We start from the raw sequence: 14,676 nt of genomic DNA, 5'->3' as shown, positions 1-14,676 counted from the left end.
GGAGGCGCCATGGCCGGTGCGGTGCCGAAAATTCTTCGCAGAAGAATTCTCGCCCTCCCAGGGCTCTCCCGTCACTCGTGGCTATGCGTCAACTTCGTCACATCGTCCGCCCCCGCCGAGCCTCGACCCGAGAGCGAGGGGTTCTGCATGAAGAAGCGGTGGCAGGAAAAGGCGCGCCCGTCCTCGGGCTGCTCGGCGCGCTCGAAGCTGCCATCGGGCCGCATCACCCAGCTCTGCGCCACATCGGCGAGGTTCGCGGCCATGATCTGGTCCATGATCTGCGCGCGGACCGTGGGGTTCGTCACCTCGATCAGCGTCTCGACCCGCCGCGTGAGGTTCCGCCCCATCCAGTCGGCGGAGGAGAAGAACACCCGCGCCCCGGCCGAGGGCAGGCCCCGCCCGCCGCCGAAACAGACGATGCGCGAATGCTCGAGGAAGCGCCCGATGATGCTCTTGACGCGGATCGTCTCTGACAGGCCCGCCACCCCGGGGCGGAGCCCGCAGATGCCGCGGATCACGAGGCTGATCTCCACCCCCGCCTGGCTGGCGCGATAGAGCGCGTCGATCACCTCGGGCTCGATCAGCGCGTTCATCTTCGCCCAGATCTCCGCCGGCCGGCCGGCGCGGGCGTGATCCGCCTCGGCGTCGATCAGCGCGATCAGCCGCTCCTTCATGCAGAGGGGCGAAATCGTGATGTTCTCCATCCCCTGCGGCTCGGCATAGCCGCCCACATAGTTGAAGACCTTGGCCGCATCGCGCCCCAGCCCCTCGTTGCAGGTGAAGAGGCTGAGGTCGGTATAGATGCGCGCCGTGATCGGGTGGTAATTTCCCGTGCCCCAATGGGTATAGGTCACCAGCCGCTCGCCCTCGCGGCGCACGACGAGGCTGATCTTGGCGTGGGTCTTCAGCTGCGTGAAGCCGTAGACGACATGCGCCCCCGCCCGCTCCAGCCGGCGCGACTGGCGGATGTTGGCGGCCTCGTCGAAGCGGGCCTTGAGCTCGACCAGCGCGGTCACCGACTTGCCGTCCTCCGCCGCCTCGCAGAGCGCCTCGACGATCGGCGAGTTGCGCGAGGTGCGGTAGAGCGTCTGCTTGATCGCGACGACATCGGGGTCGCGGGCCGCCTGCTTGAGGAAGCGCACCACCATGTCGAAGGTCTCGTAGGGGTGGTGGAGCAGCATGTCCTTCTGGCGGATGGCGGCGAACATGTCGCCGTCGTGATCCGTCACACGTTCCGGCACGCGGGGCGCGAAGGGCGGCCAGAGGAGGTCGGGCCGCGCCTCGGTCACCAGCTCCTTGAGGTCGGCGATGCCGATGACGCCCTCGACCTCGATCACCTCCGAATCCTCGATCGGCAGCTCCTCCATGATCATCGCCTTCAGCGCCCGCGGCGCCCGGGCGGAGATCTTCATGCGGACCACCTCGCCGCGGCGGCGGCGCTTCAAGGCCACCTCGAACTCGCGCACGAGATCCTCCGCTTCCTCCTCGACCTCGAGGTCGGAATCGCGCAGCACCCGGAAGGCGCAATGGCCGAGCATCCGGTAGCCGGGGAACATCACCTCGATATGGAGGAGGAGGAGCTCCTCAAGCGGCAGGTAGCGCAGCCGCGTCTCGCCCTCCGCCTCCTCCAGTCGCACGAAGCGGTCGATCTGGCCGGGCACGGGCAGGAGCACGCGGAGCGGCCGCTTGTCCTGCCGGCGTTCGAGCTCGACGGCGAGGGCGAGGCCCTCGTTGGGGATGAAGGGGAAGGGGTGGGCGGGGTCGACCGCCAGCGGCGAGACGACGGGAAAGACCTGGGCCATGAAGTGCCGGGCGAGGAAGGGCATGTCGCCCTCGGTCACCTGCTGCCGCGAGAGGATGTGGATTCCCTCCTGTTCCATCTCGGCGGTGAGCGTCAGGAAGACCTCCTGCTGGCGATCCATGAGGGCGCGGGCCTCGCTGTCGATCAGCCGGAGCTGCTCGGCGGCCGTGAGCCCGTCGGCGGCGGGGGTGGCGGCGCCGGCCTGGGCTAGCTCGCGCAGACCCGCGACGCGCACGGTGTAGAACTCGTCGAGATTGGTGGCGGAGATCGAGAGGAAGCGCAGCCGCTCAAGGAGCGGCACGCGGTCGTTCTCCGCCTCGGAGAGGACGCGCCAGTTGAACCCGAGCCAGCTCAGCTCGCGGTTGAAGAAGCGGCCGGGGCCGGTGATGTCCACCTCCGCCGGCTGGGGAGCCGGGAAGGGCGCTTCGAGAAAGTTCGCCTGCATGGCCCATATCTCCGCGCTTCGCGGGGGCTTGTCCAGCGGCGCCGGCCTTCCCCGGGGCGGCGCCCGGTCGGCAGAGGCGCCTGACGGCAGATTCGCGCCGCTCCGCTGCCCCTTGCAGCGGGGCCACCCCGCCCCGGCTGAAGGGATGGCCCCACGCCGCGCTGCCTTAATCTCGCCAAGACGCTGTGAGACCGGAAGGGAGGTGGAGGTTAACCATGACTGCGTTTCTGACGATCATTCACTCCGTGGGCCTGATGGCTCTGGCGACCATGCTTTACGGCACGGTCCAGCGGAAAGCCCTGTCCCGGCCGGTGCGCCATGTCATCATCGGGGGCGTCTTCGGCGCCGCCGCCGTTGTGATGATGCTGGAGCCGATCCCGGTCGCCGAGGGCATCTTCGTCGACCTGCGCAACCTCGTCATCGGCTTCGCCGCCGCCTTCACCGGCCCCATCGGTGCCGCCGTGGCGCTGGTCATCATCAGCTGCGTGCGCTTCCTCATCGGCGGGCTCGGGGCGCCCTATGGGGTCATCGCGCTGATCCTCTCGGCGCTTCTCGGCCTCGCCTGGGCGCGCCCGTCGCATCGCGACTGGGCCGAGAAGCCGCGCAATTCCATCCTCTTCGGCGTGATGATGACGCTGCCGGTCCTGACGATCCTGCTCATTCCCGGGGCGCCGCTCCAGAGGAGCCTTGCGGTCACCGCCACGCTCCTCGGCGCCCATATCGTCGGCACGCTGACCTTCGGGCTCTTCATCCAGCGCGAGCGGCAGATCGCCCGGCGCGAGCGGACGCTGGCTGACACCGCCAATCACGACCCGCTGACGGGCTGTCTCAACCGGCGCGGCTTCGAACGCCGGCTGGAGGTGATGTCGGAGGCGGCAGGCGCACAGGGCGCCGGCAAGGCCATGCCGGCCGGGATCGCCATGCTCTTGATCGATCTCGACCGCTTCAAGACGATCAACGACACGCGCGGCCATGCCGTGGGCGACGAGGTGCTGGTGCAGGTGGCGGCGGTGCTGCTGTCGGAAGTCCGCCCAGGCGACTGCGTGGCGCGGCTCGGCGGCGAGGAATTCGCCGTGATCCTGCGCAACGTCACCGAGCGCGACTCGCGGCGCATCGCCGAGCGGCTCCGCCGCTCGATCGAGGAGCTGGCGATCGTCGACGGCGGCGAACGGGTCGCGGTGACGGCCAGCATCGGCGGCGGCCATTTCACCCGGACGGTGCCCGATCTCGCGGCCGCCCTGCCGATGATCGACAAGCGGCTCTATGCCGCCAAGGCCGCCGGCCGGAACTGCACGGTGATGAGCGAGGCCGCCTGACGGCGCAGCAGCCATCGCCGGGCCGGGCAGGGGAGCCCTTTAGGGCGCCAGCCACTCCACGCCGGTCATGCTGCCGATGCGGGCGCAATCCGCCTCGTAGCTGGCAGTGAGCTCGGCCACGAGCGCATCGTCGAGCCCGGGCAGGTCGACCTCCTCCACCACGGCCTCTTCCAGCGCATATTTGTCGAGGAAGGCGGCGATGACGCGCCGCCGCTGGCTGAGCCCGGTGATCTTGCGCTGCTCCAGATAGGCCTTGAGCCGCGTCAGCCCCTCGGCGGACATGATCGTCTCCAGAAGGTCGAACTCGCCGGCGAAGGCAGCGCCCTCGACCCCGGCGAGGCGGGCGAGGATCTCGCCCCAGAGGAGTGGCGTGTCCTCGTTCGCCCAGACGACGAGCCGCGCGCCCGGCAGCGCCTCCTGGATGCGGCGGACGAGATCCGACCAGCGGATCTGCCTTGGGTCGCTGCCGCCGATGAAATCGAGAAAGGCCATGCCGGTCGATTGCGCGAAGACATCGGGGATGAAGCTCGCCGGGTTGCGGAGCGCGAGGAAGATCTCGAGCTGGTCCTCCGCGAAGATCCGCCCGAGCGCGCCCAGCCGCTCGCTGGCCATGGCATAGAGCGCGCCTTCCTCGAAGACCCGGTTGGGCGGGCAGAGGAAGGAGGGGTTCGACAGGATCACCCGCTCGGCGATCCGCCCGTCGAGCACCGCATCGAGGAGAAGCTCGCGCGTGCCTTCCTTTGCCGTGGCGCTGCCCAGCCCCTCGAACGTGTCGCGGAAGAGCTTGCGGTAGCGGCCCTGGCCCGGGACGGCGACGCCATGGTCTGCCAGCATGGCGGCATCGCGGAGAAGGCAGCGCAGAAGACGCTCGTTGTCGGTGCAATGTGCGCCGATGTGAAAGACGATGTTCATGCTGCCATTCCTGCCTCGCCGGGGCGCCCTGATGGGCCCCGGGCCGGTCGATCATAGGTGCCCAACGCTTTACAGGCAAACCGGTTTCGGCTAGCGCCGGGCCATGTCCGACAGCGCACAACCGCCCGTTCCCGGCGCCGCACCGGCCCGGAACTGGGATCTCTGGACCCCGGGCGCGGCGCTGATCGCGGCGCTGGTTCTGGGGCCGGTCGTGGCGGTCTTCTGGCTGGCCGCGCATCCGTCGGACAACCTCTGGCCGCATCTCGTCTCCACCACGCTGCCGCGCTACCTCGGCAATACGCTGATCCTGCTCGGCGGGGTGGGGCTCCTGACCGCCGCCGTGGGCACGGGCGCCGCCTGGCTGGTGACGCTCTACAGCTTCCCCGGCCGGCGCTGGCTGCAATGGGCGCTGCTCATGCCGCTGGCGGTGCCGGCCTATCTCGGCGCCTATGCGCTTGTCGATTTCCTCGAATATGCGGGGCCGGTGCAGACGGGGCTTCGTGCCGCCTTCGGCTGGCAGAGCCCGCGGGACTACTGGTTCCCCGAGATCCGCACGCGCGGGGCGGCGATCATCGTCCTCTCCGCCGCGCTCTATCCTTACGTCTACATCCTCGCCCGCGCCGCCTTCCGCGAGCAGTCGGGCGCCGCCTGGGAGGTCGCGCGCGCCCTCGGCGCCGGCGCCTGGGGGCGGCTCCTCCGCGTCGGCCTGCCGCTCGCCCGGCCCGCCATCGCCGCCGGGGTGGCGGTGGTGGGGATGGAGGTCGTCAACGATTTCGGCACCGTCGATTTCTTCGCGGTGCAGACGCTGACGACAGGCATCTTTTCGGTCTGGCTGCAGGCGGGAAACCTCAGCGGCGCCGCACAGATCGCGACGCTCGTCCTCGGCCTCGTCGTGCTCCTCGTGACGCTCGAGAAGATCTCCCGCGCCCGGTCGCGGAGCTTCGGGGCCGCCCGCGCGATCCGCCCGGCGGAGGCGGAGCGGCTGACCGGCTGGCGGGCCTGGGGCACCTTCGCGCTTTGCCTCCTGCCGGTGCTGGCGGGCTTCGCGCTGCCGGTGGGCGTGCTTCTGAGCCACGCCATCGGGCCGCAGGCCTGGGCGGCGCCGGGGCTCTTCCTCGCGCTCTGGCATTCGCTGGCGACGGGTGGGCTCGCGGCGCTGATCACCGTCGCGGCGGGGCTCTACATCGTCTATGCGGCGCGGCTCTCCGGCCGGCGGCTGCCGGTGCTGCTCCTGCCGGTGACGACCATCGGCTATGCGGCGCCGGGTGCGGTGCTGGCGCTCGGCATCCTCTTCCCGCTCGCGGGGGTGGACAACTGGATCGCCGACCGCTGGCTGGCGCTGACGGGCACGGACCCGGGGCTGATCCTGACCGGCAGCGCCGCGGCGCTGGTCTTCGCCTATTCCGTGCGCTTCTTCGCCATCGCCCAGGGCGCGGCGGATGCGGCGCTCGGCCGCGTGCCGCCCTCGCTGCCGATGGCGGCGCGCTCGCTGGGGCGGTCGCGCGGGCAGGTGCTCGGCGCCGTCCACCTGCCGATGATCCGGGCCTCGATGGGCTCGGCGCTGCTCCTCGTCTTCGTCGATTGCGTGAAGGAGCTGCCGGCGACGCTGCTCCTTCGCCCCTTCTCCTTCGACACGCTCGCCACCCGCGCCCATGCCAAGGCCAGCCTCGAGGACATCGCCGGCGCCGCCGCCCCGGGGCTGATCCTGACGGCGGTGGGGCTGGTGGCGGTGGCGCTCCTGGCGCGGGCGCAGCGGGACTGACGGGGAAGGTGGGTTGAAAACCCACCCTACGCGGTTTGCGCCCGGCGGTGCGTCGCTGCAATCGCTTGATCCCGCGGGGTAGGGTGGGTTTCCAACCCACCGTCCTCCCGGGCCGCATTCGCAGAACCTTGCGCGACCTTCCCCGCTTGGCTAGGGATCGCGTCAGGCGCCCCTATAGCTCAGCTGGTAGAGCATCTGATTTGTAATCAGAGGGTCGGGAGTTCGAGTCTCTCTGGGGGCACCATTCTTCCTTGCGCTACCGCCTTCGGCTGCTTGAGCGCGAGGCGCAGGGTCCCTGCGCGAAGCCGCACCACCTGGCCTCCTCGGCCACCTTGCCTTCTGCCCCTTTCCAAATACCGCGGGGGTGTGGGGGCTGGTCCCCACGCCGCCCTCTCAGCCGAAGACCCGCTTGAAGATCGTGTCCACGTGCTTGGTGTGGTAGGAGAGGTCGAACTTCTCCTCGATCTCGGCGGGCGACAGCGCCGCCGTTACCTCGGCGTCTCCAAGGAGCTCTTCCTTGAAATCCTTGCCCTCTTCCCAGACCTTCATGGCGTTGCGCTGCACCAGCCGGTAGGAATCCTCGCGGCTGACGCCCGCCTGCGTCAGCGCCAGCAGCACCCGCTGCGACATCACCAGGCCTTTGAACTTGTGCAGGTTCGCCAGCATGTTCTCCGGATAGACGACCAGCTTCTCCACCACCCCGGCAAGCCGGTTCAGCGCGAAGTCGAGATGCACCGTCGCATCCGGCGCGATGCCGCGCTCGACGGAGGAATGGGAGATGTCGCGCTCGTGCCAGAGCGCGACGTTCTCCAGCGCGGGCACCACGGCCGAGCGCACCAGACGGGCGAGGCCGGTGAGGTTCTCCGTCAGCACCGGGTTGCGCTTGTGCGGCATGGCGGAGGAGCCCTTCTGCCCGGCGGAGAAGAACTCCTCGGCCTCCAGCACCTCGGTGCGCTGCATGTGGCGGATCTCGGTCGCGACATTCTCGATGGAGCTGGCGATGACGCCGAGCGTCGCGAAGAACATCGCGTGGCGGTCGCGGGGGATCACCTGGGTGGAGATCGGCTCGGGCGTGAGGCCGAGCTTTTCGCAGACGTAGTCCTCCACCCGCGGGTCGATGTTGGCGAAGGTGCCGACGGCGCCGGAGATGGCGCCGGTGGCGATCTCGGCGCGGGCGGCCTCGAGCCGGGCGCGGTTCCGGGCCATCTCGGCATAGAAGCGGGCAAAGGTCAGGCCCATGGTGGTGGGCTCGGCATGGATGCCGTGGCTGCGGCCGATGCGCACCGTATCCTTGTGCTCGAAGGCGCGGGCCTTCAGCGCCGCGAGCAGCCGGTCGAGATCGGCGAGGAGGATGTCCGCCGCGCGGGTGAGCTGGACGTTGAACGAGGTGTCGAGCACGTCGGAGGAGGTCATCCCCTGATGGACGAAGCGCGCCTCGTCGGAGCCGATATGCTCGGCCAGATGGGTGAGGAAGGCGATGACGTCATGCTTGGTGACCGCCTCGATCTCGTCGATGCGGGCGACGTCAAAGGTCACGCCCTCGGCCTTCCAGACGGCGGCGGCGTTCTCCTGCGGGATCGTACCGAGATCGGCCATGGCCTGGCAGGCATGGGCCTCGATCTCGTACCAGATCCGGAAGCGCGTCGCCGGCTCCCAGATGGTGGTCATCTCGGGGCGGGAATAGCGCGGGATCATCGGCGGCCTCTTGCTGGACGAGCGGTTGGATCGGGGAGGTGCGGCCCGTATAGGATCGGGGGGAGAGATCGGCAAGGCGGGGGCGATGGAGCTGACGGCGGAGGCATTCCGGGGGCGCTGGGCGCTGGAGCGGGCGATCGACGACCGCCGCGCCGGCGAGGCCGGGCGCTTCACCGGCGAGGCGGTGCTGACGGGCGAGGGCGAAGCGCTGCGCTACCGGGAGGAGGGGCTTTTGACCCTCGGCGGGCGGGCGCCGCTCAAGGCGGCGCGGGTCTACCTCTGGGAGCTCTCCGGCGGCCGGCTCCGCATGTTCTTTGAGGACGGGCGGGCCTTTCACGAGGTGACGGGCGAGGCGCCGGCGGCCCTGCATCCCTGCGGCGAGGACCTTTATCGCGTGCGCTACAACTTCGCCCAATGGCCCGAGTGGCGGGCGGTCTGGGAGGTCTCGGGGCCGCGGAAGGACTACCGGATGGACACGCGCTACCGCCGGCTCTGAGGCCGCGGCTTGTCGTGCCCCCCCGGAGCGTGGCATGACTTGGCAAAGGGCAGGGCCCGGCAGAGATGAGGACGACAGACATGGCCGTGACGATGAGCGAAGACAGGGCGCTGGCGGAGGCCTTCGGCCTGACCGAGGGCCGGGGGCGGATCGCCAAGCAGGTGGCGCTGGTGGCGCTGGGCGTCGTCTTCCTCGCGGTCATGTCGAAGATCCGCGTGCCCTTCTGGCCGGTGCCGCTGACCATGCAGACCTTCGGGACGCTGCTGGTGGGCGCGGCCTTCGGGTTCCGCCTCGGCGGGCTGACGCTGCTCGCATGGCTGGCGGTCGGCGCGGCGGGCGTCTCCGTCTTCAACGGCGATGCGGCGGGGCTCGCCTATTTCGCCGGGCCGACGGGCGGCTACCTCGTGGGCTTCGCGGTCGCCGGCGCGCTGGTCGGCTGGCTGGCCGAACGCGGCTGGAGCCGGTCGGTGCGCGGCATGGTCGGCGCGCTCCTCCTCGGCAATATCGTGATCTACGCCTTCGGCGTGCCGTGGATGGCCTATCTCTTCCTCGCCGAGCGCGGCGCGGACTGGGTGATCCAGTACAGCTTCACCAACTTCCTCCTGGGCGACGCGGTGAAGCTGGCGCTGGCCGCGGTGATGCTGCCGGCGGCCTGGAAGCTCTCCGGCCGCTGAGGGCGGCAGGCTCGACCCGCCCTGACGGGCGGGCTCGCGAAGGGCAGGGGGTGAATCCCCTGCCTTTTTGTTTGCGGGGCGTCCCGACGGTCGTGCGGTGCCCCCGCCCGGTGCGCCGAAGGCGCAGGGCGAGCGCCGGCCCGGCCCGCGGGCTGGCGCTCTGGTGAGGCTGGGCAATAGCTCGGAGCGAAGGCGGGCTTGCGCCATAAAGCGCCTCGCGGAACCGTCGGGGCGCCATCCCCCGGGCCGGCGCTCGCCCTGCGCGGCGCCGTCAGGCCTGTTGCGAAGGGGCGGTTGGTTGCAAACCCACCCTACGCCATGGCGGAGAGCGCCGCATCGAACGGGTAGTGCGTCAGGTTCTCGCAGCCGTCCTCGGTGATCAGCACCTGATCCTCGAGCTTGATCGAGAAGTCGCCGCCCTCGGGGCTGACCAGCGCCTCGGCGCAGAGCACCATGCCGGGCTCCAGCACGACGTCAAAGGCACCCTCGACATGGCCGTCCTCATAGGGGACGAAGGGCCATTCGTCGCAGAGCCCGACACCGTGGAGCTTGCAGGAGTACTTCTGCCGCCAGAACTCCGGCGCCAGCCGGTGGCCGCCGAAGGTCAGCTCCGCCACCGTCACGCCGGGGCGGAGGCGGGAGATGTGATCGTCCATATGCGCCCGGGCATGGGCGAAGGCGGCGACCATGTCGGCGCGCGGCGGGGCGTCGCCGATCCACCATGTGCGCGAGATGTCGACGCAGATGCCGTAGGCGCCGATGAGATCGGTGTCGAAGGCCACGATCTCGTTCGGCCGGACGATCCGCGGCCCGCATTCCTGGAACCACGGGTTGGTCCGGGGGCCGGAGGCGAGGAGCCGCGTCTCGATCCATTCGCCGCCCCGGCGGATGTTCTCGGCATGAAGTACGGCCCAGATGTCATCCTCGCTCATCGAGCCGAGCGGCACGCCGGCGCGGGCGGCGGCCTCCATCTCGGTCATGGCCGCCTCGCAGGCCAGCATGGCGCAGCGCATGGCCAGGATCTCGTCGGGCCCCTTGATGGCGCGGACGCGCTCGGTCACCGCCTCGCCCTCGGTCACGGTGAAGCCGGCCGCCTCGAGCGCGCGGAGCCCGGCGATCTGGATCTTGTCGATGGCGAGCCGCCGGCCGGCGCCGCAATGCGCGGCCATGATCTCGGCGATCTGGCCGGCGAAGGCATCGGCCGCCGCCTCGCCACGGTCGCCCGTCACCGCGTAGAAGAAGGAGGCGCCGCCCCGCACCTCCGCCACCAGCGGGTTGAAGGACGACAGGAACGGCGCATGCTTGTAATCGAAGAGCACCATATGCCCGTCGGCGCAGAGCAGGCAGGCGCGGAACGGGTTGTGGCTGTTCCAGAGCTGCATGTTGGTGCTGTCGGTCGCGTAGCGGATGTTGAGCGGGTCGAACATCAGGAGCGCATCGCAGCCGGCGGCGACGATCCCCGCCGTCAGCCGCTCCCACCGGTAGCGGCGCATGGCGGCAAGGTCGGGCGGCAGCAGCCCCGCCGCATCCCATTCGGCGAAGGCGAGGGCGGTCGGCCCGATCTCCACCCGGTCGCCGTCATTCGGCGTGCCGTCGGGGAGGAGTTCGGTGCCGCCCGGCAGGATGCGGGCGGGGTCGATCTTGCGGCGGTCGGCGTAATGCTCGCTCATGCGGGAGCCCCCCGAGGTCATATCGCGGGCAGGATCACCGGCGGCGGTGCCGAAATCCTGCCCGTCCGCGACATTTCCCGGTGCGCTTCGGCCGGCCGCGTGGAAGGCTGCCGCCATGCACGATTTCGACCAGCCCGCCCCGATCCTCCTCGATTCCCTGCCGCCGGAACAGCTCGAGGCCGCACGCGACCCGCTGCCGCGCCTCCGCCGCATCGAGGGCAGATGGCTCTGGCCCGATGCCTGTTTCGACGCGCAGATGGCGCTGAAGGAGCGGCTTCTGGCCGAGCGGCCGGAGCTGGTGCTGGGCGCGCTGCCGGGGCGGGAGGCGGCGATCGACGAGGCGCTGGCGGTTGTCGGGGCCGAGACGGGGCTCGCGCCCGAGGGCACGCCGCTCCAGCGCCTCGTGCGGATCACCCAGGCCGACATCTGCCTTCTGGAAGAGGTGGAGGGGGAGCATGTGCTGGTGGCGGCGGCGCTCGCCTTCCCCTCCGGCTGGACGCTGGCGGAGAAGCTGGGGCGGACGATGGCGCGGATCCATGTGCCGGTGCCGCCCTATGACCAGGGGGTCAACCTCCGGGTGGAGCGGATGTTCACCAACCTCCGCGCCGGGCAGATCGTCTGGCGGGCGAACCTCAACCCGCACCGGGATTTCCGCCTGCACCGGCCGGAATCAGAGGCGATGAGCCGCAAGGCGCGGCATCCGGGCGGGGCGCAGCCCTATCTCAGAAGCGAAAGGCAGACGCTGATGCGTCTGCCGCAAACGGGGGCGATCCTCTTCTCGATCCACACCGCGATGGTGCGCAACGAGGCCTTCCCCGGCGCCTAGAAGCCGACGACGGCCAGATCCGGCGCCATGCGCATCAGCCCGACGGTAATGCCGGTGATCGCCATAGCGCGGGCGGAGAGCGTGAGGTTCTCGCCGCGCAGGCACGAATAGACCATCAGCGACGCGCCGACCGGCAGGGCGATGACCATCACCGAGGCGTTGATCGTATGGGCGGCGAGGCGCAGGACCTTCGAGGGCGGCGCGTCCTCGGCCTCCGTATCCTCGTCGGCATAGAGCGCGCGGCGAAGCTGGTCTGCGGTCTGGAGGCTGTTCTCCTCCATCTCGGGCTCGCGATTGGCGGGCGGCATCGGGGCGCGCGCGCCGGGGGTGCCCGGGCCGCTGTCGTCGCCATCGCGGCGGCGCGGCGTGGCGCTCGCGGGGCGGATCGGCACGGCCCCGTTCACCGGGGGCGGGGCGGCGGCGGTCGTCAGGGCGGCCTGAAGCTGCGCGATGAGCTCTTCGGTCGCCGGGCCCTGCACCTCGTGGCGGATCACCCGGTCGGGCGTGTTGCCGGCGTTGACGGCAGAGATCATGAGGCCCCGGATCGAGCCCAGATGCGGCGCGGCGGGCGAGGGGCATTCGGCGCCGTCGAGCCAGAGCGTCAACGCCGATTGCCAGGGCCCGACGATGCTCGGCGCATAGGAGAGGCTGACGGTCAGCTCGGGCAGAACGAAGACGGCATGGCGCGCCCCGAACTCCGTCTCGGCCGCGCAGCCGGCCTGCCGTTCGAGAACGGTAAGCAGGGCTTCGGCAAGCGGCCGGAACTCCAGCGCCTCGCGGCGATGGTAGAGGAACTGGGCGACCTTGCTGCGGTTCTGCGGCGCGACTGGCATATTCAGCATCCCATAAACAACTAGGTTAATGATTTACCTCCAAATCCGGTTTCTCTGGGATGGGATTTAGGAATGTTTAAGGCGGGGAGGCACCGAGGGGCATAAGTTTTACGTTGCGTTTCAAGGGTTTGATCTGGCGCTGCGCGGAGTTTGCCCGGAGTCTGCGCCAGTTTTGCTAAAATCGGCCGTGAATGGCGCTTGGTCGGAGCTTTTGGTGGGCGGCCCGGAGTCGCCGCCGGGCGGGCGCCCATCGCCCAACGAAAAGGGGCGCCCCGAAAGGCGCCCCTCGTCTTCCGCCGGATCCCGGGAAAGTGGATCAGCAGGAATAGTACATCTTGTATTCGATGGGGTGCGGGCAATGCTCGTAGGCATAGACCTCTTCCCACTTCAGATCCATGTAGCCCTCGAGCTGGTCGCGCGTGAACACGTCGCCGGCGAGCAGGAACTCGTGATCGGCTTCGAGCTCGGTCAGCGCCTCGCGGAGCGAGCCGCAGACCGTCGGGATCGAGGCGAGCTCTTCCGGCGGCAGATCGTAGAGATCCTTGTCGGACGACGGGCCCGGGTCGATCTTGTTCTTGATGCCGTCGAGGCCGGCCATCAGCAGCGCCGAGAACGCCAGGTAGGGGTTCGCCGAGGGGTCGGGGAAGCGGGCTTCCACACGCTTGGCCTTCGGGCTCTCCGCCCACGGAATCCGCACGCAGCCCGAGCGGTTGCGGGCGGAATAGGCGCGCAGCACCGGCGCCTCGAAGCCCGGGATCAGGCGCTTGTAGCTGTTGGTGCCCGGGTTGGTGATGGCGTTGAGCGCCTTGGCGTGCTTCAGGATGCCGCCGATGTACCACAGGGCCTCATCGGAGAGGTCGGCATACTTGTCGCCCGCGAAGAGCGGCTTGCCGTCCTTGAAGATCGACATGTTGACATGCATGCCCGTGCCGTTGTCGCCGGCGATCGGCTTCGGCATGAAGGTTGCCGACTTGCCGTAGGCGGCGGCGACGTTCTGGATGACATACTTGTACTTCTGGATCTCGTCGGCCTGCTTGGTGACGGTCCCGAAGATCAGCCCGAGCTCGTGCTGGCACGAGGCGACCTCGTGGTGGTGCTTGTCGACCTTCATGCCCATGCGCTTCATGGTCGAGAGCATCTCGGCGCGCATGTCCTGGGCGTCGTCGACCGGGTTCACCGGGAAGTAGCCGCCCTTGATGCCGGGGCGGTGGCCCATGTTGCCGATCTCGAAATCGGTATCGGTGTTCCAGGCGCCGTCGATGGCATCGACCTCGTAGGAGACCTTGTTCATCGACACGGCATAGCGGACGTTGTCGAAGACGAAGAACTCGGCCTCGGGGCCCATGTAGGCGGTGTCGCCGATGCCGCTTTCCTTGAGATAGGCCTCGGCCTTCTCGGCGGTGCCGCGCGGGTCGCGGTCATAGGCTTCCATCGTGTCGGGCTCGACGACGGTGCAATGCAGGCACAGCGTCTTCTCCGCGTAGAACGGATCCATGTAGGCGCTGTCCGGGTCGGGCATCAGCTTCATGTCGGACTGGTCGATGGACTTCCAGCCGGCGATGGACGAGCCGTCGAACATGAAGCCCTCGTCGAGGAAATCCTCGTCGACCTGATCGCTCATGACGGTGACGTGCTGCAGCTTGCCGCGCGGATCGGTAAAGCGGATGTCGACGTATTCGACGTCCTCATCCTTGATGGTCTTGAGAACCGAAGCGTTGCTCATTCCTGTTCCTTCCCTTGAAGTTGTCTCTCGCTCGGAGATTGTCGTCCGGTCGGGCGCCTAGAGCGCCTCTTCCCCGGTCTCGCCCGTGCGGATGCGGATCGCTTCCTCCACGGGGGAAATGAAGATCTTGCCGTCACCGATCTTGTCGGTCTTCGCGGCGCCGATGATGGCCTCGACTGCCGCCTCGACCTGGGAATCGGACAGCACGATCTCGACCTTCACCTTGGGCAGGAAGTCGACGACATACTCAGCGCCGCGGTAGAGTTCGGTATGGCCCTTCTGACGGCCGAAGCCCTTGACCTCGACCACCGAGAGCCCGGAGACGCCCACGTCCTGCAGGGCCTCCTTCACCTCGTCGAGTTTGAACGGCTTGATGATCGCCTCGATCTTTTTCATGCACGACTCCCTGGACCTCGCCCCCGGTGGCAGACCATGCTTGCGCGGACTGCACAATTCGGCAGCTTTGTGTGGCTGAGGCGGCGCCGGGCATTCCCGGGAGAAACTGCCGCCTTTGCCCAATCGG

General features: G+C 69.1%; 12 protein-coding genes and 1 tRNA gene. 6 read left to right on the top strand and 7 right to left on the bottom strand.

Going from position 1 to position 14,676, the window contains the following annotated elements; all coding sequences use genetic code 11:
• Positions 1-71: 71 nt before the first annotated feature.
• Entirely contained in the window at positions 72-2,246 is a 2,175-nt protein-coding gene (locus tag ACAZ03_RS10195) for an RNA degradosome polyphosphate kinase (RefSeq protein WP_373353275.1), read from the bottom strand.
• A 215-nt stretch (positions 2,247-2,461) separates the two neighbouring features.
• On the opposite strand from ACAZ03_RS10195, the gene ACAZ03_RS10190 reads away from it, so the two are divergent.
• Positions 2,462-3,562 (top strand): GGDEF domain-containing protein, encoded by a 1,101-nt coding sequence (locus tag ACAZ03_RS10190; RefSeq protein ID WP_373353273.1) that lies wholly within the window; start codon positions 2,462-2,464, stop codon positions 3,560-3,562.
• A gap of 39 nt (positions 3,563-3,601) precedes the next feature.
• On the opposite strand, the gene ACAZ03_RS10185 is transcribed toward ACAZ03_RS10190, so the two are convergent.
• Positions 3,602-4,474 (bottom strand): hypothetical protein, encoded by an 873-nt coding sequence (locus ACAZ03_RS10185; protein WP_373353271.1) that lies wholly within the window; start codon positions 4,472-4,474, stop codon positions 3,602-3,604.
• Between the two features lie 103 nt (positions 4,475-4,577).
• On the opposite strand from ACAZ03_RS10185, the gene ACAZ03_RS10180 reads away from it, so the two are divergent.
• Both ACAZ03_RS10180 and ACAZ03_RS10175 read left to right on the top strand, forming a co-directional pair.
• Positions 4,578-6,236 (top strand): ABC transporter permease, encoded by a 1,659-nt coding sequence (locus tag ACAZ03_RS10180; protein WP_373353269.1) that lies wholly within the window; start codon positions 4,578-4,580, stop codon positions 6,234-6,236.
• Between the two features lie 168 nt (positions 6,237-6,404).
• Positions 6,405-6,480 (top strand) — tRNA-Thr (locus tag ACAZ03_RS10175).
• Between the two features lie 149 nt (positions 6,481-6,629).
• Here the strand turns inward: ACAZ03_RS10175 and purB are convergent.
• Positions 6,630-7,931, bottom strand: coding sequence for an adenylosuccinate lyase (purB, locus tag ACAZ03_RS10170; protein WP_373353268.1), 1,302 nt, complete (start codon positions 7,929-7,931; stop codon positions 6,630-6,632).
• A gap of 85 nt (positions 7,932-8,016) precedes the next feature.
• Between purB and ACAZ03_RS10165 the strand changes: the two genes are divergently transcribed.
• Both ACAZ03_RS10165 and ACAZ03_RS10160 read left to right on the top strand, forming a co-directional pair.
• Positions 8,017-8,427 (top strand): DUF6314 family protein, encoded by a 411-nt coding sequence (locus tag ACAZ03_RS10165; RefSeq protein ID WP_373353266.1) that lies wholly within the window; start codon positions 8,017-8,019, stop codon positions 8,425-8,427.
• Positions 8,428-8,492: 65 nt separating this feature from the next.
• On the top strand, positions 8,493-9,101 hold the full coding sequence (locus ACAZ03_RS10160) for a biotin transporter BioY (protein WP_373353264.1): 609 nt from the start codon (positions 8,493-8,495) through the stop codon (positions 9,099-9,101).
• A 311-nt stretch (positions 9,102-9,412) separates the two neighbouring features.
• On the opposite strand, the gene dddP is transcribed toward ACAZ03_RS10160, so the two are convergent.
• A complete protein-coding gene (gene dddP, locus ACAZ03_RS10155) occupies positions 9,413-10,771 on the bottom strand; it encodes a dimethylsulfonioproprionate lyase DddP (RefSeq protein ID WP_373353262.1) in 1,359 nt (452 codons plus the stop codon).
• Positions 10,772-10,886: 115 nt separating this feature from the next.
• Between dddP and ACAZ03_RS10150 the strand changes: the two genes are divergently transcribed.
• Positions 10,887-11,597, top strand: a complete 711-nt coding sequence (locus ACAZ03_RS10150; protein ID WP_373353260.1) for a DUF3445 domain-containing protein — start codon at positions 10,887-10,889, stop codon at positions 11,595-11,597.
• On the opposite strand, the gene ACAZ03_RS10145 is transcribed toward ACAZ03_RS10150, so the two are convergent.
• From ACAZ03_RS10145 to ACAZ03_RS10135, 3 genes are all read right to left on the bottom strand, one after another.
• On the bottom strand, positions 11,594-12,439 hold the full coding sequence (locus ACAZ03_RS10145; RefSeq protein ID WP_373353259.1) for a hypothetical protein: 846 nt from the start codon (positions 12,437-12,439) through the stop codon (positions 11,594-11,596). The genes ACAZ03_RS10150 and ACAZ03_RS10145 overlap by 4 nt on opposite strands.
• Before the next feature lie 307 nt (positions 12,440-12,746).
• On the bottom strand, positions 12,747-14,153 hold the full coding sequence (gene glnA, locus ACAZ03_RS10140) for a type I glutamate--ammonia ligase (protein WP_373353258.1): 1,407 nt from the start codon (positions 14,151-14,153) through the stop codon (positions 12,747-12,749).
• 57 nt (positions 14,154-14,210) lie between these two features.
• Positions 14,211-14,549: a P-II family nitrogen regulator gene (locus tag ACAZ03_RS10135; RefSeq protein ID WP_373353256.1), complete on the bottom strand. Its 339-nt coding sequence runs from the start codon at positions 14,547-14,549 to the stop codon at positions 14,211-14,213.
• Positions 14,550-14,676: the final 127 nt, after the last annotated feature.

The sequence above is a fragment of the Pseudoroseicyclus sp. CXY001 genome (assembly GCF_041714655.1).
Taxonomy (GTDB): domain Bacteria; phylum Pseudomonadota; class Alphaproteobacteria; order Rhodobacterales; family Rhodobacteraceae; genus Pseudoroseicyclus_A.
Note: the sequence above shows the minus strand (reverse complement) of the source record. Positions and strands in the feature narration are given on the sequence as shown.